Below are 15,545 nucleotides of genomic sequence, written 5' to 3' on the forward strand. Positions count from 1 at the left end.
CCCCCTATATTTTAAAATATAGTATAATTTTACCATATAAAAGTATTAAAAAAATCAATATTGATAGATAAAGGACCTTTTTAAAAAAGGGATTTAACAGACCTTTATCTAAATAATAGGTAGGTAAAATACTATTTTTTTCATGAGGGATAAAATGAACAGACATATTGAGTACATAGGCACAAAGATAAAAGAGATGGATAGGAACATATTACCAATAGATAAGCGTGTCGAATTTGAAAATTTGGATTTCCTATGGGGAAATTTATTTGCCCCTTTAGGGGAGTATTTAATAAACCAGACGGATGACAATAAAAATAACCTAATAGTCTTCATACGGGAATTTGGTTTTAACTTAATCCAAAGTAAAGCTTCTCTGGATGATTCCATTCATCTGGTATACCTGACTCGATACTCGATTATGGATCTACTGGAACAACAAGTCCTTCAACAAAAGATTTCCATGCAAAACTACTTTGAAGTGATGAAAATAATTGAATACATCTATCAGCTCATTTCTAAAACGCTTTTGACTATTTATAACGAGGAAATGTCATTTATTCAACATGCCTTGGATGAGTCGAGGGAAGATTTAAAAATGACGCTGAAAGAGTTGGCGGATTTAGAGACCGTTTTAAATGAGGCCACTATTTTTGCCATATCGGATCGTGAAGATAAAATTTTATATGCAAACGATAAATTTTGTTCTTTATATCAATATTCCAAGGAAGAGTTAATAGGGAAAAAGCATGATTTGTACTCTTCGAACTATCATCCCCCGGCATTCTTCGATGAAATATGGGAGACGATCGATAGGGGGGAGGCGTGGAAAGGGGTAATACTGAACCAGGCGAAGGATGGGACCCAGTATTGGCTGGATACCACGATTATTCCGTTTGTTGATTCAGATGGGCAGCGGTATAAACATATCTCCATACAATATGACATAACGGAAAAAAGGAACTCGGAAGAAACGTTACGCAAAGCGGAGAAGCTCTCAGCCATTGGTGAACTGGCAGCCGGGATCGCCCACGAAATCCGCAACCCGTTAACGACCATCAGGGGATTTGTCCAGCTGATGAATCAAAACGTAATGGAACCATACTATGCGACCACTATCCTGGATGAAATTGACCGGATTAATTTCATTGTCAGTGAATTAATGGTCTTTTCTAAGCCGCATCAAGTCCAATTCAGTGGCTGCCATATTAATAGCATCATCGTGAGTGTGGTTAAATTCCTTGAGCCAGAAGCGATTCTAAAAAACGTCAAAATCGAGTGCCAACTTCCAATTGAGGAGGTTGTAATCGCCGGCGAGAAAAATCAATTGAAACAGGTATTTTTAAACTTACTGAAGAATTCCATTGAAGCGATGCCCGCCGGAGGGAACATCATAATTCTGGTGGAAAGGGACTCCCAAAATCAAAATATTGTCATCACAATAAAGGATGATGGAATCGGAATGGACCCGGAACAGGTAAAAAAACTTGGAGAGCCTTTTTTTACGTCAAAACAGGACGGGAATGGGCTGGGCCTTATGGTCAGCTACAAAATCATTCAAAACCATAAAGGCTCTATTCGTGTAAATAGCAATCTACATCAAGGAACTACTTTTATTATTTCATTTAATGGCTCCAGAACTCATTCATGAAGATCAATGATTCAAACGGGCAAACTGAAAATATATTCATGCAAGTAAACTGAAACGATGATTCTTCCCATCCTAGGAAACCGCTAGAAAAGGTCTGTTTGAGCTAGGATGGGATCGATTATCAACCTTTTTGCCAAAGTAGCAGGCCATCCCCCTTAGGGCACAAACTTGGCTGGGCTTTCCCATGCCGTTTTGCCGGCGATTTTCCCCTCAACCGCATTTTTCGACAAACCCTTGAAACCTTTCACAAAGTCAATCGTATATATAGATGTAACACCACACATAAAAGACAGGAGAAGAAGTTATAAATGAAAAAAGCCATCAAATCGTTGTTGTCACTCGTGTTACTCGTTTCGCTTGCGATGCCGGTGAGCGCGAATGCAGCGGGATTTAGCGGCGGCCCTCAAGCAAGTGCAGTAGGGCACACCTATTCCACTAAAGCCAATTCCCCTCAAGTAACCCAAGTCAAAACCTTAAGAAGATCCGGTTCATCCTACCGTTCAGGATATCGAGCTCCTTCGAGCAGTGTGCGAAAAGCACCATCCACCTCACAGAGCCCTTATACCAATACACAGCCTACCACGAAAAGTACCAGCGGCTTTTGGAAGGGAGCAGCACTCTTTGGTGCAGGCAGCCTGTTCGGAAGCATGTTCCATCCATTTGGCGGCTATTATGGAGGCATGCACACGGGGTTCTCCCTAATGGGTCTATTATTTGATATCCTTCTCATCGTTGTAATTGTTTCAATGGTAAAAAGAATTTTTAGAAGAAGATATTAATGGCAAAAAAACAGCCCTCGACCATTTCGAGGGCTAATCTTATATATAAAGGGGGGGTTGAAAAAGGTTTGCTTCTTCAATGGTTTAATCTTATCCCATGAATGTTAACATTGTATGAATAATCTATAAAAGAAGTGTGGATTTGAACTCATTCATGCAGCAAGGGTAAGGGGTATAATCACTTGTATCATGTTAGAAACTATCCGGTAACATGACTATTTTAAAGGAGAAAACGAATCGATGAAAAAAGTCATCAAATCGATGATGTCTCTGATGTTACTTGTTTCTATCATGATGCCACTGACTGCGGAAGCAGAGAGAATGAGCGACGGCCCAAGCACAGCGGAACAAACGGAAACCACGGAACAAAATACGAATAATGAAAACTCTGTTCATATCAACAGAGCAAGATCGGTCAGAAGATCTGGTTCCTCCTACCGGTCCGGATATCGGGCTCCTTCGGGAACCGTAAGAAGAACACCGTCCACCACCCCACAAAGTCCCAATACCGGATCCCGGACAGGTGGAGGGTTTTGGCGGGGAGTCGGTCTCTTTGGTGCAGGCACCTTTTTCGGCAGCATGTTTCACCCATTTGGCGGCTATTACGGCGGGGGTTACACCGGTTTTTCCTTTTTTGGACTACTCCTTGATATCCTGGTAATCGTAGTAATTATTTCGTTGATCAAAAGAATTTTCAGAAGAAGATACTAAGGCAGGCGTTACGAAGTGGAAATTTTATTGAATGAACAAGACATCATCGACAGTATCAGTGTGTATGCGGCAGAAAGAGATCGTGTGGCACCGCAGTCTGTCCAAGTCCAATTGGAATTTAACGAAGCTTTCGGCATTAAGGCGAGAGTGGTTACGTTTGGCGGGGAATGGGGCTGCAATGAGCAGGAGATCATCGATGCGATTGCGGTCTACTTGCGGGACTACCATCAATTTCAACCCGACAACTTAATGGCAGAGCTGGCCTACGACGAGCTTGAAGGCATTACAGCCTCTATCCTCGTAAATAAATAACCAGAGGGGACGACTTTTTTGCTTCAAAAGGGGGCAAGGACCGTCCCCTGTTTTTGGGTAAATGGCTTTTCAGTGGGTCTGAAGAAGGTTACATATGAAACTTAACCCATGATTAATAACGAAAAAAAAAGCCGGCCACCATGTAACCCGTTCTGTTTGAATGTGCAAACATAACATCAACATTCTCAAAATAAGACCAAAGGAGTAGAGAGAATTAAGACCCTGGCTCATTATATTATTGTTTTCCCCCTACTATAATGAACACTGCGAGAGGCCGCAGTTTTTTTACAATAGAAAACAATAGAGCAACTTGGGGGTTTAGAGAATGAAAAAAATAGGACCAAAAGGTATGAAGTGGTTGAAAATGATCCACGTATTTCTAGTCGTATTATTTTTCGGAGGGATTTTAAGTTCGTTGGCTTTAAATCTTCATATTGATTTTACGAAATATGATGAATCATATCTTGGCTATAAGAACCTTATCATAATTAGTGATCATATTATCAGATGGGGGGCAATTGGCACTTTGCTGGTGGGCTTCACCTACGGATTTTTCACCAACTGGGGCTTTTTCAAGCATAGATGGGTTGGCGTAAAATTTGTTCTTTATATTATTCAAACGGTTGTGGGAATATTTGTTGTAGACAAGCTGATGGTGGCTAATATGGAATTATTGGAAACGCAAAAAGAAATGGCTTTAAGGAATCCTATTTTTATTCAAAATCACGAAATAAGACAATATGCGGTTTATTTTCAAGTCGTTGTAACCATTTTCATCTTTATTATTTCGTTTTTAAAGCCTTGGAGGAAGAAAAAACCTCAATCAAAATAAGTTTAATTATTTCCAATCCACCAATAAAAAAGATGCAAACCATTGAGGCTGCATCATCCATTTACATAACCTTCTTTTGAAGATGATCGCAAGGACCGTCCTCCTGTTTTACTTCAGAAACCAATGGGAACATTAACAAAAATTGTGTGCCTTGATTCAGTTCGCTTTCAACATTCCAGGTTCCGCCCATTTCTTTGATGATTTGCAGGGTGACCATGATGCCGAGACCCGTGCCTTTTTCCTTGGTGGAGTAGTAAGGGAGACCTAGGTTCTCAATTTGCTCCGGGGTCATGCCGGTACCGTTATCGGTGATTTTGACCTCGGCGTTACCCTCTTTTTTGCAGAGAGTCACCTTGACTTGGCCGGCGGGACTGGCCGCTTCAATCGCGTTCTTGATTAAATTGACGAGCATTTGCTGGACGCGCCCCGGAACACCCAACACGGCGACATGATCATTAAGATCAGAGGTTACCTCCACATTCTCCATTAGCGCATAAGAAGACAGCGATTTAACTGATTGGGCAGCAACCAAACTAAGGTTAACCGAGCTCAGCTTTTCCTGTTCGAAACTCTTCCCTAATGACAAATAATCCGAAATGATTTTATTGGCGCGGTCCAGCTCCATCATGCAGACAGAGAGGTAGCTTTTTTCCGACTCCGAAATGGTGGGCGAAGCGGATAAAAGCTGGACAAACCCGCGGACACTCGTCATCGGATTACGGATTTCATGTGCCACACTGGCGGCCATTTGCCCCACCACCTGGAGCTTCTCATTTAACCTGATCTCATTTAGCAGCTGCATTTTTTCCCGATGCGATTCCATCAGGTGGACCGCAAGCCATACGGTAATGCCATTCGCAACAATATAGATACCGTAGATAATGAGCCGAATCTTAGTGACGGGAACGTCCAGCATCACCGATCCGATATAGGGAATCGCATACGAGGTAATCAGCAAGAAGATCACCGAATTGCGGATTCTCTTTGGGCGGCTCCAATTCATAAAAAGCGGGCGGAATTTAAAAATCACTAAGCAGCAGATGGTCATAATCACAAAGGCAGGAATCATCCCATGGCCGCCTACCAAAAACCGGATCACGATAAACAAGGCAGACACCAGGAGTCCAATAGCGGGACCACCGTATATAAACGCTAAAAACCAAGGAATCATCCGCAAATCGAGAAAGATGCCATTATCAATTTTGATTGAAAAAATGACACAAAGCGACACCGTCAACGCGCATACCACAAACCAGTAGGCGGTCTCGATGTGTTTGTCCATTTTCTTATCGCTTAGGAGCGCTTGGTATAGAATAATCGGGAACAGCACCATCAACATCTGTAGCAGCAAATGGTCGTATTGAATCATCATGGAAGGTACCTCATCATACGTACTAGTAAAATAGACTCCCTAATTTTATTCGATAAGATTCGAGCAAATCCTCTTTTATTTTTACTGGGTTTTTTACCCAATTCTTTCTTATGGTTCACTGTCTGACAAAGAAAAAAGGCTGAGGAATGAATGCCTCAGCCAGTTCTTAATGTAGAATGTAATACGTCATTCTCTTAACATGCGTAGTACCAGCCCCACCTTCGCTGCGTACCGTGATGGCCACAGGCGCCATCCAACCCAAAGATAATTATAATAGAAAACGCTTACAAAATCAATATCAATCTAGGAAAATTTCAATTTTGGGTGGAACAAACGGGTTTGTTCCGTAAAAAATTCTATGGTCTATTTGTTCGATCCAGCAAGACATTTTATGTTTACCGGCGCATACCGGCGTTTTTTTAAGCCCCCGCAATCAACCGTTTTGCCCTATTTACCGGCACTTGTCCATGCCAAAAATAAAAGGAGTCGATTCCATTGTGGTGAAGTGGCTTGTTACGTGCTAATCTAAATTTATCATTTGGTATTTTGAGAGGGGATTTTTGTCGATGCAACTATTAGAGCGTGTGAAGCTCTCTAGAGAATTTCAAGAGGTGAGAAGAAAACTCGATGGTCATATCCAAACCAAGCTAGAGGAAATTGAACCTGAGCTGCGAAGCCATGTCATAGATTGGATCAATGAAACATGGCATCAAGCAACCGGAAACGTTCGCGAAAACAGTGCCGCTAAACTCCAACAGATGCAGGACCATTTTGCGGCACAGGCCGAGCTGGTCCACAGTGAGCTTTTTCGGATTGGGGAAGACGTTACACTTTCCGGTTTTGAACAGGGATTCTTCCAAAAGAGCAATCGAATCCATGTGATTTCTGCCGCCTACAGTGAAATCGACTACCTCTTCAAACGAATCGGCCTATCCGATGAGGAGATTGTAAAAGAATTTCGGGCGGCCGCCTATGAGTTGTTTGAATTGGGTTTTGAATTCGGCGAAAAACACCGTGTTCAGACCCATCTATTCATCGGGCATGGTCCATTGGGTGATAACCGGGAAAGCAGGCCGACAACAGCAGCGGATACCTCTGCTATGGGCCAGTCCTCTATTAAAAAAAGAACCAATCAACTGGCAAAGAAACACGAACAACTTCAACACGAATTTGATCAAAAGAGGACAGAATTAGAAAGTCTTATAACAGAAAAACAAGCCGAAATCGAAGCATTAGAGAGGACGCCGGATGATGATCGCTTTAATGGGTCGACAGCAATTGGGTTAGGGAATGTCATGATCATTAACGGATTTATTGCGGCATTTTTTGCGATGGCCTATACATTTGGAGAAACGGAACCGCAGCCAGTGCAGAAAACTCTGTTTATTATTGCTACCATTTGCATTTTTCTCTTTGGATTCTTTAAAAGAAAACAGGGGAAATATTTTAAAAAATTGGCGGAAGAAAAAGAAGCGGCGGCCTCCAAAAGAATCGATGAACTAAAAGAAGAAATTAATAACATCCATTCAAAAATCAACACTTATGATCAGAAACTGCAAGAAGACATCCAACTCGAGGAAAACAAAGCCCAAGTGCAATGGCCATTCGAATAGGAAACAGATAGGCGGGACATGTACGTGACCGTAAACGCTGAAGGAACTAGTTTTGGGTCATGTAGACAGACTCTACGTGACCGTAAACGCTAAAAAATCTAGTATTGGGTCACATAGACAGGCTCTATGTGACCGTAAACATTGAAAAATCCCGATTATGGTCACGTAGGCATTCCATTCCCTCCTGCGTGACCATAATTATTTTTCAGTGGCCCCAATTCCAAATTCAAGGGCGGCGGGTAAAAGGTTGTTCTGATTATATAAAGAAACAGCAGCGAAGAGACATCGCTGCTAGTTTTTAACTACCCCTTTTAAACCTTCTCGAATCCTTATACAAGAAGACAATGAGTAAGATTAATGATATAGGGAAGACAAGCCATGTTCCAAATATAACGGCTAAAAATATGCTATGAGCCAGTGGTCGATTTGGCACAGCAGGCTGATCGATAAGATTGGCAAAACCCCAGCCATCGTTTGAGGTGGAAATCATCACAAACAAAGTGGTAACCACGACAACAAACATCGATATGATTCGATTCCTTTTATCATTGAGATCTCTTTTTTCTTGGTCAAGATCCCTTTCTTCTTGTTCCTCTTTCTCGATTTGCTGCCTTACTAAAGTGGACAAATCCTGTATTTCTCTATAGATCTCAGATACCACTTGTTCGACTCTGAATGCCAACCTAAATGTTTCATAGAACGATTGTACCGCCATAATATTTGAGACTTGACTAAAACAGGCCTTTAATTTAAAGAGGGCTAATTGTTTTTCTACATCAAGAACCGTTTCCTTGTGAACATCCAGCATAGAAGCCACACTATAAAAGTTCATTAAGTATAACCGTTGGTAAAGAGCCAATAAAGTTAAGTAAAAATCCACATGTTTGGTCCGGCCATACAGATTGTGCAGTATATATGGATCGACTTCATCATTTTCTAGAATACTGACACAAGCAGCTCCCTCAAGTGAAATTTTCCAATAACTATTTCTTATAAAAGAGATGACTTCATCCTTTTGGTCATTGGAAGCTAAGAAACGAAGCCCGGATGTTTGGGTCAGGGAGACTAGTTCTCTTTGTACAAGGTTTTCAAATGTATCTTTGTCTAAATGTTCCGGTGCACCCATTACAGCCGATGTATACTGATAGGAATCGTACAATTCACTTCCCGTCGAGAAGGAATGGATGATTTGTAAAACCGTTTCTTTTAAATCGACTTCTATTGTTTGGGACGCATCTCTACTTATTTTTCGCTCATAGGATACCGTTACATTTGGAAAATGACCCAATCCATTTTTCAACAATTGGTTTAGGAATGATAATTCTTCTATTAAATTTGTATCTGCCTCAATATACAATGATAAGAATCCTATAGGATGGAATAAAAAAAGCTCTATGTCTTTTAATCGAAAGAAGTGAGTGGCTCCCTTACGCGGCCGGCCGATTCCCAATAAGCCATTAGGGTTGTGAGGCAGACCAAAATTCTTACGTTCGTTAGGGTTCAATTTGAATACTTTATAATTCTTTTCGTTGAGGAAAAACTCTTTCACATGGGGTTGGAGATCCATGCCAAGATGAAATTTCTGCTCCACCCAAACCGCTTCGGATCCGGGAGCGGGATTGAAATTGTTTAATAGAGGGTCTTGGTGATAGTCAAAGGGGATGACGACCCTTGTGAAATGTTTTATTATTCGGGGTTTTTCCATACTTTCAACATGATCAATATCGTATGTCAACATCTGCCTTAGCCTTTCTTTGCCTATATATGCCTATATTATAACATCATTCCAAGAAGGTGAAACAGGAACATAGTAGGGGAATGGCGGCCATTTTCTTTTCGTTTACAAACTTTTTACCTATAAATTCCTAAAATTTACACTATTTACAACTGTTTTACAGTATGATAGAGTGTGTCATTTATCATACATAAAATATCGGAAAAGGGGGACTCATAAATGACTTTCTACGGAATCATACTTACTCTCCACATTATCTCGGCAGTATGTGGACTGGGAGCTACTTTTGCTTTACCGGCCGTCATGAAATTACCAAAAAACGTGACTCAAGCAAAATTTGCTCTTTCTATTAATGAAAAAATCGAGAAGATCGCAAAGCCCGCCAGTATCGCGCTGCTTGTCACCGCATTACTATTAGGGGCTCTCAATCCATCGTTATTCAAAACAGGCTGGTATATTGCCTCCATTGTCATCTACATAGCTGTCCAGCCATTAGTCGCGAGTATTCTTCCGAAAAAAGTAAAGTTACAGGAGGAGTTACTTGAAAAAGCAAAAGGCGAGGAACTTCCTGTAGAGTTTGTTGAAATTGGAAAACAGGCGGCACCATTTAACATGGCCACACACGTAGCAGTTGTCGTGCTTATTGTGCTAATGACCCTAAAACCATTCTAGTTTCGTTATTTAAAAAGACGTGGATAAATCAATAAAAAACGCACTCTGAATTCTTATGGAAATTCAGGTGCGTTTTCCTGATGATTTTATTGGTTTTTAATTACCCCGTTGCATCATAAAGGGATGCACAAGAACGTCTCCCGTGGTTTATCCCAGATACACCAACTCTTTTAATTCATCGGTAGATAGCTCGGTAATCCAGTTTTCGCTTGTGATGATTTGGTCGTTGAGGAACTGCTTCTTCTCCAGCATCGCATCAATCTTTTCCTCCAGCGTTCCGGTACATATCAGCTTGTGCACATGGACAAACCGCTCTTGCCCGATCCGGTACGCCCGGTCGGTGGCCTGGTTCTCGACGGCCGGATTCCACCAGCGGTCATAATGGATGACGTGGTTCGCTGCCGTCAGGTTCAGCCCGGTGCCGCCCGCCTTCAACGACAGCAGGAATACCGGAAACTCCCCGTTCTGGAACCGCTCAATCATCAGATCCCGCTGCGTTTTCGAGACACTTCCGTTCAAGAACGGCACATCGACACCGAACTTCTTCTTCACCGTAGCCCGAATCATTTCGCCCATCTCGATATATTGGGTAAAAATCAAACAGCTCTCGCCCGAATCCAATACCGCATCCACCAGTTCGACCAGTTTCTCCAGCTTGTTCGACCGCTCCAACAGCTGCCTTCCCGTCGCTTGTTCCTTTAAATACAACGCCGGGTGGTTACATAGCTGCTTCAAACGGCTGAGCATTTGTAAAATTAACCCCTTGCGCTCAAATCCAGACAGCTTCTCAATCTGGTCAAACGTATCGTGTATCAGCTGCTCATACAACGAGGCCTGCTCCGCGGTCAACGGGATATACTCTTTTTGCTCCAGCTTATCCGGCAGGTTGAGCGCAACTTCCTCGTCCTTCTTGGTTCGGCGCAGTAAGAACGGCCGGATCAACGCTTGCAGCTGGACAACTTTTTCCTTCTTTTCATCCTTCTCAATCGGGAGGATGAACCGCTTCTGGAATTGCCCTAGGCTGCCAAAATAGCCATGGTTGGTAAAATCAAAAATCGACCACAACTCGGACAGGCGGTTTTCCATCGGTGTCCCTGTCAGGGCGATATGGTGCCGGCCACGTAAATGGCGCACGGCCTTCGATTGCTTTGTTTGGGCGTTCTTAATGTTCTGCGCCTCGTCAATGGCTATCGTGCCCCACAGAATCGAATTGAACTCCTCAGAGTCGAGATGGCTCAACCCATACGAGGTGAGCACGACATCGGCCTCTTGGGCCTGTGCCGAAAACTCCTCCTGCTTTGGACGGTTCGAGCCGTAATGCAGGTACACCTTCAAGTCCGGCGCAAACTTCTCGAGTTCCTTCTGCCAGTTTCCAAGAACGGAAGTCGGGCAGATGATCAAGGCCGCGTTGGTCGGCGTCTTTTTAGCCATCTCCTCCGCCTTTTTTATCCGGCGCGGTTTTGGAGCAATATCATCATCAAGAGAAATCACCGAGTCAGGATCCACTTCCTCCGCTAGTTCGGGTTCCTTGACGACTTTAAGTTCAGACTCCTGGTCCTTTACCAATAACATGTAAGAAATCAGCTGAATCGTTTTCCCAAGCCCCATATCATCCGCCAAAATAGCCCCAAACCCATGCTGACGCAAAAACCACAGCCAGCTCATGCCGAGCTGCTGGTAGGGGCGGAGTTCGCCGTTCAGCCCGTCAGGCACAGGCTCAAGCGGAATCTCGTTCGTCTCGGACAGCTGCTTCACCATTTGTTTCCACTGCCGGTTCAATTCAATTTGGATTTTGGCAAATGCCTTCGGATTTTCCAGCTCTTCTTCATGAGCCTCCGAACCCACCAACTCCTGCTCCAGCAAATCACGGACATGCAAGCCTTCTTTTTCGGCTCGCTTCATTAGATCCTGAATCTGGCGGATAAACTGCGGGTCGAGCTTGACCCAGCGGCCTCGGACATACACAAGCCTGCGTTTCTCCTCAACCAGCTTGCTAAACTCGTCTTCCGACAAATCCACCCCGTTCATTGAGAACCGCCAGTTGAAATCAAGCATCGCATCAAGCCCGACAAACGACGGACGGTGGCTTCCGGAACCTTTTACGGAGGCCTTCACGCGCAAATTGGCATTTTTCATTGCCTGCCACCAGGAAGGGAGGAGGATCTCCACATCGAGCGCCAACAGCGTCTCGCTGACTTCGGTCAAAAACAGCCAGGCTTCTTCTTCCGTAAGCTCTCTTTTGAGAGGCGATGGAGTATCATCCTCGCCAAGCCAAGGAATCAGCCGTACCCATCGGTCTTGCTCGCGGTCGACCCGGTCCAGGTAAGGCTTCCACTTAGCCGGAATTCGTTTGACATCCTCGACATCGAAAACCTGGTCCGGGTTCTTTTTGCCGCGCAAAAACACATCCAAGGTCCAATCGCCTTCGCCCTCAAGCGGCTCATCCAAGCGCAACCCGATGGTAAAAGGCGTATCGTTCTCGGTAATCCCGACCCACTCGGCCCAGCTTTCCTCATCAAAATAACGGGCCAGGTCCCGGCCGGAAATATTCTGCTTACGCAGCAAATCCAACTTCGGCCCGAACAGCTCCTTCATCGCGGAGTTCCGCGTCAAATACGCATCAAGGGCACTGTTATATAAATCGGAAAGATAGTTTTTTGCAGTCCATGGGGACGGTTCTCCTGGCTCATTACTCCCGCCATCCACTTCCTGCTCCCAGAAAGACGGCAAAAACTCGTCCTTGACCCGCTCCGGCATCTTCCAACGAAAATCGCCGTTCTCCCAGACGGCAAAATCCGGCAGCCAGTCTTTTTCGACGATACCCTCAAACATCGCCTGCGAAGCGGCGAGGCAGATTTCCGACTGTTCGTTCCAGTCCCACTCGATGAATCGGTTAAACGACTCTTTGGCAAACAGCGAAACGAGCTGCCAGCCATTTAGGGCCACACCTTCGATGCCGTCTACTTCCGCAGTTTCGAGCAAGGTCCCGAAAAAGCTCTCCTCATGGCTGCTAAACACGATACTTTTCCAATCGGATGGGGGAAGGTATTCGCCGTCTTGGTCCTGGGCGGCCAGCAGAAACCGGTCATCTTCTAATTTGATTGTCAGTAATTTCATAAACCTGGTTCTTAGCATGGTGTTGCGTGCTCCTTCTATTCGGGGATGTCTTTTACATTTACCCCTTTGAAAATTACAAAATGGTCTTTTATCCATTCAATAAAGAAGGTGACTGGTAACCAAACCAGCACCAAACGCAGGGCTATGCCTGCCATCAATATAAACTTACTCCGAGGGCTTTCCAGATGGATAGAACCCTTTTTCTCCAAAATTCCATATTCCTTTATTATAACCAAAAATTGATAAGAAAGGTTTAGATAAAGAGTATGCTTTATAAAAATGCTTTTCTTATCAAAATTAGAAAGAGGGGAATCGCGAGTGAGTAAAGAAATGATTAATCGGGAAATGTTATCTGCCTAACAAAGGTCTAAACCATAATATGGGGAAACGACGGAGGATTTCACGTGAAAAAATGGATCTATTTTGTTCTTTTGTTAATTTTCATAATTAGCCTATGCACTTATATAAAAATAGAGAAATTCCCATTTGGTTTTCGTTCAGTGGAAAATAGGCCTAACACAACCATTCAGCGGTATAAGGTGAATCAGACCTTTGAAACAAAACAGGACATCGTCCGATTTCTCGAAAAAAAGCTGGAGTATTCAGTGGACCCCAAACGGATTATCGTGGAGAAGGTTGCGTGGAAAACCGTCTACCTGTATGACTACACCAATAAAGAAATCTACTGTTCATCACAATATATCAAAGTTTCGGAGGCCGGGGATGTATTGGAATACAGCAGCTGCGGCAAATAGGGGAGAGCGGGGGAAGGTTCCTCCGCTTCGTTTTCCGCTCACTGCCTCATTCCAGAACGCATAGAAGGCGAGCCTACGTGCCCGAAACAGCACCAAAAAAAGGCCGAGGGTCACGTAGAAAGTATCTACGTGACCGAAGCGGTACCAAAATGAGGCCCGGGGTCACGTAGAAGGCATCTACGTGACCAATCCAGCACCGAAAAGAGGTTTAGGGTAACATAGCAGGCACTTACTTACCCGATAGAGCCACAGTCCTAAAAACTCTTTCACCCACAGGACAGACGATAAAACCGTCTACCTTATATCAACTTACTCCGCTGACACTCCTCATGGAACGCCCTGAGCCGTTTGGTCCGATCAAGCAGTTCCCCGATAAAGTACTCCCAGTCATCAACCCGCTTCAGCTTCTTATACAACGTCCGCAGCTTCTTCAAATGGCGGACCGCGTGGCGGTAGCTGGAGCGGTTCTTTTGGTCAATCTCCTGCTGGGCCGACTGGTGGAGCAGCCCGAGCAGGACCTCCGGCTGTTCCTTCTCAACCACCTTCACCCGTTCCTTCGGCAAATCCTGAAAACTCATCCCGACAAACGCGTTCAGCTCACCCCAGCGGTCATATTGCCCGCGCTCAAACAGCAAATACTCATACTCAGCAAAACTATAAGGTAGCGTCACCAGCAGCACCCGCTCATACAAATCCAGCCGGTCATTCTCTCCGCAATAGGGTGCTACCGTCCGCAGCACATTCCTCGTGAACTTGGAGCGGCTATGATAAGAACCCAGCGTCTCCATATAGCCTTTTAACTTTTGCAGGAGCAGCTCAATCATCATGAACGCCCGGCTCCACACTTTGCTGGCGGAAAAATAACCGATCCAATAGACCAGATAGGGCGTCACCACTACATCATCCATCCGGTTGATAAACTTCAGCGCCAACTCCTCATTCCCGAGCAAGAAATACAAATGGGCCGTGGCAATCTCGAGCGGAACCGGGTTCTCCCACTCCTCAAGCCTCTTCAGGCGGTCGCCAATCTTCAATACTTCTTCCTGGCGCCACTCTTTGTTTTTAAACAACTCCGTCCACAACAGGCGATGAACATAAATTCGTTCCAGTTCGAACCTTTTCGTGCAGGTCAACACCTCAAAGGTGTCATCCTTTAGCCGCTCGATAAACTCATCAAACGCAAACGGCATTGTTTGGACGCTGATTTTATCGGTGAGGTCCGCAATGTCATCCATCAGGTTATGGAACAAATGAATATAGACCCGCCGCACCGTGTCTTCATCATGCCCGAGCTGTTCGCTGAGCACAGCCAGCTTGCGAAACGACACCACCGAGCTGACCAAGTCATACAACAAGTGCCATTCTTGCTCGACCGGCGCGCTAGCCCCAATCCGCTTCTTATAGATGCCGAACAGTTCCGGAATCACATAGGCACTCGTGTACTTCTTCGACGCCAGCAGCGTATCAAAACTGACCTCGAATGATTGGACCCAGCGGCTGTAATCCGGCTTCAGCACGCCGTTCGCCTTGATCAAATCCTTCGCTTTCTGCATGCCCCATTTGGAAAAAGAAGCCTGCTCCCGCATCGGTTCGCGCCACTCGGACACCCAATCGGTCACACTGCCGATCTGCGAATAGGCCGCAAAAAAGGTCGCCATCCGATGGCGGCAAAATCCGTCGACCGGACAAGAGCACGAACTTTCCGACAAAAACGTATAGTTGAGCTTCACGTAACAAGGACTCACATCCTGAACTGTAGAAGTGGCGTATTCCTTCCAAAACTGCAGCTGTTTCACCCGCTCTTGCCGGTACAACATTAACCCACTTTGGACTAACTTCGCATCATCCGGGTCGTTCGGGTCCACATACCCGGCCAGCTGTGCCGCAAGGCCTTGTATCTCGTTCTCATATGCCATTTCCAAGGCCGAAGCCCCCTTTATCTCCAAAAATCCATATTTTATTATTATACCCCAAAAATCAAAGTTGAACTATGTGC

13 protein-coding genes are annotated in these 15,545 nt (G+C 44.6%); 8 read left to right on the plus strand and 5 right to left on the minus strand.

The window, feature by feature from the left end; translation table 11 throughout:
* Positions 1-154 precede the first annotated feature (154 nt).
* From ACY8D0_RS09750 to ACY8D0_RS09770, 5 genes are all read left to right on the plus strand, one after another.
* A complete protein-coding gene (locus ACY8D0_RS09750) occupies positions 155-1,651 on the plus strand; it encodes an ATP-binding protein (RefSeq protein ID WP_462410319.1) in 1,497 nt (498 codons plus the stop codon).
* 308 nt (positions 1,652-1,959) lie between these two features.
* Positions 1,960-2,430, plus strand: coding sequence for a hypothetical protein (locus ACY8D0_RS09755; protein ID WP_462410320.1), 471 nt, complete (start codon positions 1,960-1,962; stop codon positions 2,428-2,430).
* A 240-nt stretch (positions 2,431-2,670) separates the two neighbouring features.
* Positions 2,671-3,141, plus strand: coding sequence for a hypothetical protein (locus ACY8D0_RS09760; RefSeq protein ID WP_462410321.1), 471 nt, complete (start codon positions 2,671-2,673; stop codon positions 3,139-3,141).
* Positions 3,142-3,156: 15 nt separating this feature from the next.
* On the plus strand, positions 3,157-3,453 hold the full coding sequence (locus ACY8D0_RS09765) for a DUF2653 family protein (protein ID WP_462410322.1): 297 nt from the start codon (positions 3,157-3,159) through the stop codon (positions 3,451-3,453).
* Between the two features lie 325 nt (positions 3,454-3,778).
* Positions 3,779-4,285 (plus strand): DUF2269 family protein, encoded by a 507-nt coding sequence (locus ACY8D0_RS09770; protein WP_462410323.1) that lies wholly within the window; start codon positions 3,779-3,781, stop codon positions 4,283-4,285.
* A gap of 61 nt (positions 4,286-4,346) precedes the next feature.
* Here ACY8D0_RS09770 and ACY8D0_RS09775 read toward each other — a convergent pair whose 3' ends face one another.
* Positions 4,347-5,657, minus strand: coding sequence for an ATP-binding protein (locus ACY8D0_RS09775; protein WP_462410324.1), 1,311 nt, complete (start codon positions 5,655-5,657; stop codon positions 4,347-4,349).
* A gap of 566 nt (positions 5,658-6,223) precedes the next feature.
* Here ACY8D0_RS09775 and ACY8D0_RS09780 point away from each other — a divergent pair.
* Positions 6,224-7,270, plus strand: a complete 1,047-nt coding sequence (locus ACY8D0_RS09780) for a hypothetical protein (protein WP_462410325.1) — start codon at positions 6,224-6,226, stop codon at positions 7,268-7,270.
* 298 nt (positions 7,271-7,568) lie between these two features.
* On the opposite strand, the gene ACY8D0_RS09785 is transcribed toward ACY8D0_RS09780, so the two are convergent.
* Positions 7,569-9,008 carry a hypothetical protein gene (locus ACY8D0_RS09785; protein ID WP_462410326.1) on the minus strand — a complete coding sequence of 480 codons (1,440 nt, stop codon included), beginning with the start codon at positions 9,006-9,008 and terminating at the stop codon, positions 7,569-7,571.
* A gap of 216 nt (positions 9,009-9,224) precedes the next feature.
* Between ACY8D0_RS09785 and ACY8D0_RS09790 the strand changes: the two genes are divergently transcribed.
* Positions 9,225-9,677, plus strand: a complete 453-nt coding sequence (locus ACY8D0_RS09790; protein ID WP_462410327.1) for a DUF2269 family protein — start codon at positions 9,225-9,227, stop codon at positions 9,675-9,677.
* 147 nt (positions 9,678-9,824) lie between these two features.
* On the opposite strand, the gene ACY8D0_RS09795 is transcribed toward ACY8D0_RS09790, so the two are convergent.
* The gene (locus ACY8D0_RS09795; protein ID WP_462410328.1) at positions 9,825-12,812 is read right to left on the minus strand and encodes a DEAD/DEAH box helicase; all 2,988 of its coding nucleotides are present in this window, start codon (positions 12,810-12,812) and stop codon (positions 9,825-9,827) included.
* Positions 12,813-12,829: 17 nt separating this feature from the next.
* Entirely contained in the window at positions 12,830-13,003 is a 174-nt protein-coding gene (locus ACY8D0_RS09800; protein WP_462410329.1) for a hypothetical protein, read from the minus strand.
* A gap of 195 nt (positions 13,004-13,198) precedes the next feature.
* Here ACY8D0_RS09800 and ACY8D0_RS09805 point away from each other — a divergent pair, with 195 nt between their 5' ends.
* Positions 13,199-13,549: a hypothetical protein gene (locus ACY8D0_RS09805; RefSeq protein WP_462410330.1), complete on the plus strand. Its 351-nt coding sequence runs from the start codon at positions 13,199-13,201 to the stop codon at positions 13,547-13,549.
* Positions 13,550-13,848: 299 nt separating this feature from the next.
* Here the strand turns inward: ACY8D0_RS09805 and ACY8D0_RS09810 are convergent, their stop codons facing one another.
* Positions 13,849-15,465 carry an SWIM zinc finger family protein gene (locus tag ACY8D0_RS09810; RefSeq protein WP_462411338.1) on the minus strand — a complete coding sequence of 539 codons (1,617 nt, stop codon included), beginning with the start codon at positions 15,463-15,465 and terminating at the stop codon, positions 13,849-13,851.
* Positions 15,466-15,545: the final 80 nt, after the last annotated feature.

The sequence above is a fragment of the Neobacillus camarae genome (assembly GCF_054950115.1).

What these genes read in the sequence shown, in the direction of transcription:
- ACY8D0_RS09780 (WP_462410325.1), top strand. Translation starts at nt 6,224, where the DNA reads ATGCAACTATTAGAGCGTGTGAAGCTCTCTAGAGAATTTCAAGAGGTG.
- ACY8D0_RS09770 (WP_462410323.1), top strand. Translation starts at nt 3,779, where the DNA reads ATGAAAAAAATAGGACCAAAAGGTATGAAGTGGTTGAAAATGATCCAC.
- ACY8D0_RS09775 (WP_462410324.1), bottom strand. Translation starts at nt 5,657, where the DNA reads ATGATGATTCAATACGACCATTTGCTGCTACAGATGTTGATGGTGCTG.
- ACY8D0_RS09755 (WP_462410320.1), top strand. Translation starts at nt 1,960, where the DNA reads ATGAAAAAAGCCATCAAATCGTTGTTGTCACTCGTGTTACTCGTTTCG.
- ACY8D0_RS09795 (WP_462410328.1), bottom strand. Translation starts at nt 12,812, where the DNA reads ATGCTAAGAACCAGGTTTATGAAATTACTGACAATCAAATTAGAAGAT.
- ACY8D0_RS09785 (WP_462410326.1), bottom strand. Translation starts at nt 9,008, where the DNA reads ATGTTGACATACGATATTGATCATGTTGAAAGTATGGAAAAACCCCGA.
- ACY8D0_RS09810 (WP_462411338.1), bottom strand. Translation starts at nt 15,465, where the DNA reads ATGGCATATGAGAACGAGATACAAGGCCTTGCGGCACAGCTGGCCGGG.
- ACY8D0_RS09760 (WP_462410321.1), top strand. Translation starts at nt 2,671, where the DNA reads ATGAAAAAAGTCATCAAATCGATGATGTCTCTGATGTTACTTGTTTCT.
- ACY8D0_RS09790 (WP_462410327.1), top strand. Translation starts at nt 9,225, where the DNA reads ATGACTTTCTACGGAATCATACTTACTCTCCACATTATCTCGGCAGTA.
- ACY8D0_RS09750 (WP_462410319.1), top strand. Translation starts at nt 155, where the DNA reads ATGAACAGACATATTGAGTACATAGGCACAAAGATAAAAGAGATGGAT.